Raw genomic sequence first — 3,910 nt, forward strand, 5'->3', positions numbered from 1 at the left:
GGATCTCAACGGCACCGCCGCCGGCGCCGGAAAGCGCCCGGCGACCGACTACTCGCTGACCAATTGCACCAACGGAAATTGCGACCGCCGCCGCGACTATCTCAAGGCTGCGACCGAGCTGCTGGTGGACGATCTCGCTGAAATGGCGAAAGCCTGGGAGGCCAAGGGCAAGGCGCGTCAAGACGTTGTGAAAAAGGACGCCAATAGCGGCCTTGCGACGATCCTCACCGGCCTCGGCAGCCTGTCCTACGGCGAATTGGCCGGCGAGCGGATGAAGCTCGGCCTGATCCTGCACGATCCCGAAGAGGAGCACGATTGCTTCTCTGACAACACGCATAACTCGCACTATTTCGATGAGATCGGCATGGTTGCGATCTACCAGGGGAAATATACCCGCGCAGACGGCCAGGTGGTGCAGGGCGCGAGTTTTGCGGAATATGCGAAGGCAAAGGCTCCGGACGAGGCTGCAAAGGTCGAAGCCGCGATGGCGAATGCCACGGAGAAACTTCGCGCCATCAAGGATCGCGCCGATTCCGGCAAAGAGTCCTACGATCAGATGATCGCCGAGGGCAACAAGGAGGGTAACAAGCTCGTGCAGGACGGCGTCGATGCGCTCGTCGCACAAGCCCGCGCGCTCGAGGCGCTCGTGAAGAAGCTCGGCCTCAAGATCAAGCTGGAAGGCTCGGACAGCCTCGACAACCCGAGCGCTGTCGGCAAGAGCTGATCATGCTCACGCGTCGCGCCGCCTTGCAGGGACTTGGCGCGGCGGCACTCGCCTCCGCCGCCGGGGCCTCGGGGCTCCTTGCGCGACCGGCAGCGATCTCACCGCTCCCCTCCCGCCCGCCGGCATCCGGCGGACGGGTTCTCGACTGGCATTTGACCGCTGCCGAGCGCCCGGCGCGACTGCTCGGACCCGATGGTCCACTCACGCCGATCTGGTCTTACACGGATGGCATTCTGCCGACTTTGCGTGCCCGCGTCGGCGACACACTTCGCACGCGGCTCGACAACACGCTTCCCGAACACACCGCGATTCACTGGCACGGCGTGCGCGTCCCGAACGCTATGGACGGCGTGCCCTATCTGACCCAGCAGCCCGTCTACCAGGGCGAGACCTTCACCTACGAACTGGCCCTGCCTGACCCCGGCACATTCTTCCTCCACCCGCATTGCAACGAAGCCGGTCAGACCGGCCGCGGCATGGCAGCTGTCCTGATCGTCGAAGGCGACGAGCGTCGTTCGCCCGACGCCGATTTGGTGCTGGCCTACAAGGATTGGCGCTTGTCCGAGGACGGCAAGTGGCTCGCCTTTGAGACCACCGAAGGCGCGAGCCGCGCGGGAACCTTCGGCACGGTCCGTTCCGTCAACGGAGTGGGTTCGGCGAATGCGAGCGTCCCAGCCGACGGGGATATCCGCTTGCGTGTTCTCAATCTCGACGGCAGCCGCGTGCTCGAAATCGGCGTCGACGGCGCGAGCGCATTCGTCATCGCCGTCGACGGCAACGCCGTTGCGCCGTTTCCGCTCGACACCTGGCGCATGGGCCCCGCCATGCGCCTCGACATACTTGTGCGCGCGCCGAAACCCGGTCGGTCCTTCAAGGTCATCGATTACTACTCGGCGGAACCGTGGATTCTGGGCACCTACCGGGCAACGGGCGTACCACGCAAGTCGCGGCCGTTCGATCCCGCCATACTGTATGCGGCCGGCCTTCCGCGCGCCGATCTTGCGACAGCCGAGCGCATGAGTTTCACTTTCTCCGCCTCGTCCGGATCGGCCGCGGACATGGCGACGAAGCTCGAACCGAATGACCCGCTCGCGAAGATCCTGCTCGACGGCTTGTGCGTGCGCGACAAGACGTTCTGGGCCATCAACAAGGCATCCTGGCCGACCGACGCGCATCGGGAAATGCCGCCGCCGCTGGGCGTGCTCCAGGCCGGGCGCTCCTATATCTTCGAATTGATGAATGCCACGCCGCACCATCATCCGATCCACCTGCACGGACACACTTTCGAAGTGTTGAGCGCGTCGCGGCTGAAGCGACCGAAGCATTATGCGGACACGGTGCTGCTGCAGCCGAAAGAGCGCATCGAGATCGCTTTCGTCGCGCGCGAAGGCAACTGGATGTTCCACTGCCATCTGCTCGAGCATCTCGAATACGGCATGATGGGTTATCTGCGGGTGGCGTGATGAAGCGCCTTTCCATCGCAGTTCTGATCGCTTCGGCGTTTCTCCCTTCGGCGGCCGGCGCGCTCGACGAGGCGATCGGCCGCGCACTCTTCCGCCGCGCCTGGGTGCCGGCGCCCTCCTCCACTTTGTCGAACGACGGTCTCGGCCCGCTCTTCAATGCGCGCTCCTGCGCCGCGTGCCATGCGGGGCTTGATCGGATGAAGATCGCGTTGGACGGCGAGGGTGTCGTCAGAAGTGATCACGTCGCGTTGCGGTTCAGCGACGCGCAAGGCAATCCCGATCCGGTCTATGGGCGGCAATTGCAGACATCCGCTGTCGCCGGCGTCAAACCGGAAGGGCAGATCGTCTCCAAACATGGGCGCTACGAAGCGGACGCCCTCGCCTACGGCCCGCTCGATCAAAAGACCCGCCACGGCATGCTCCAAGCCCCTGCCCTTCGCGGGCTCGGTGCGATCGAGGCGGTGCCGGACGAGGCGATCCTCGCCCTAGCGAGCGAACCCAAAGCCCACGGCGTCAAGGGACGCGTGAATTGGGTGATCGATGCTAACGGGGCTCGTCGTATCGGCCGCTTTGGCTGGAAGGCCACGATCGCATCGTTGAACGAGCAGGTGGAACACGCATTTCACCTGGATCTCGGACTCTCGACGCCAGATCGTCCGGCGATCGCCGGTGATTGCACGCCCACGCAACAAGCCTGTCTCCTTGCGCCCCACGGCGGTGACCCGGAGCATCCCGAGATTTCGGGAGAGATCGTTTCGCGCGTGACGGCGTACCTCACATCGATTGCATCCCCCGCGCCCTCAATCGCGCACCACGACGGTGAACGTCTGTTCCTGGCGACCGGATGCGCCGATTGCCATCGACCCCAATTGCCGGGCAAGGACGGAGCTGTGCGGGCCTACACCGATCTCCTTCTGCACGACATGGGACCAGCGCTCGACGGTGGGGCGACCGAACCCAGCGTCGCGAGAACCGAGTGGCGGACGGCGCCTCTCTGGGGCATCTCGCGGACCCTTGCGAACGGCGCGGGCCTGCTGCATGACGGCCGCGCCCGCACGGTTGTGGACGCAATCCGCCTGCATGATGGCGAGGCCGCCCGATCTCGGACACGATTTGAGTCTTTAACGACGAGCGAGCGTCGGAAGCTGATCACGTTTCTGAACTCGCTATGAGGATCCGCATGTTCCGCTTGCCGATTGCTGCCCTCCTGTTTGTTTTCGCATGCGCGGCGCCCGCCGGCGCACAGAGCAATCGGGACGTCCTCGTCGCGGTCGCCGAGAAATTCGTCATCCCGCGTTACGACGTCTTGGCAAGAGAGACCGCTGCGCAGGAAGACGCCTGGAACCGTTTCTGTGCGGCACCGGCTCGCGATGCCTTCCCCACCTTGCAGGAAGCCTACCGGAAGGCGGCCGATGCATGGTCTGGGATCGAGTTTGTACTCTATGGGCCGATCAGCGTCGATTTCCGCTTCGAGCACATGGCGCATTGGCCCGAGCGCCAGAACGCGACAAACCGGGCGCTCGCCACGCTCTTGTCACGGACGAACGATGATGACCTGACGCCGGACCGGTTTTCTCAGGTCAGCGCCGCGGGACAGGGACTGACCGCGTTGGAACGGCTTCTCTTCGACGCCAATGCCGAAAAGGCGTTCTTCGACGGCTCCGATGTGGCAAAGCGGCGTTGCGGCGTCGGTCGCGCCATCGCCCATGGCCTTGCCACGACG

Annotated in this window: 4 protein-coding genes; all 4 read left to right on the forward strand. The window is 64.5% G+C overall.

Annotated features, from left to right (window positions below; translation table 11 throughout):
* The coding region (locus tag AC1DT3_RS13880; RefSeq protein ID WP_477465838.1) for an imelysin family protein at window positions 1–724 on the forward strand (724 nt) is incomplete at its 5' end.
* 2 nt (window positions 725–726) lie between these two features.
* On the forward strand, window positions 727–2,187 hold the full coding sequence (locus AC1DT3_RS13885) for a multicopper oxidase family protein (RefSeq protein WP_477465839.1): 1,461 nt from the start codon (window positions 727–729) through the stop codon (window positions 2,185–2,187).
* Window positions 2,187–3,359: a di-heme oxidoredictase family protein gene (locus tag AC1DT3_RS13890; protein WP_477465840.1), complete on the forward strand. Its 1,173-nt coding sequence runs from the start codon at window positions 2,187–2,189 to the stop codon at window positions 3,357–3,359. The genes AC1DT3_RS13885 and AC1DT3_RS13890 overlap by 1 nt, the downstream gene beginning before the upstream one ends.
* Before the next feature lie 8 nt (window positions 3,360–3,367).
* Window positions 3,368–3,910: imelysin family protein (locus AC1DT3_RS13895; RefSeq protein WP_477465841.1), on the forward strand; the 543-nt coding region annotated here is incomplete at its 3' end.

It is taken from the genome of Microvirga sp. P4_G7 (assembly GCF_056401005.1).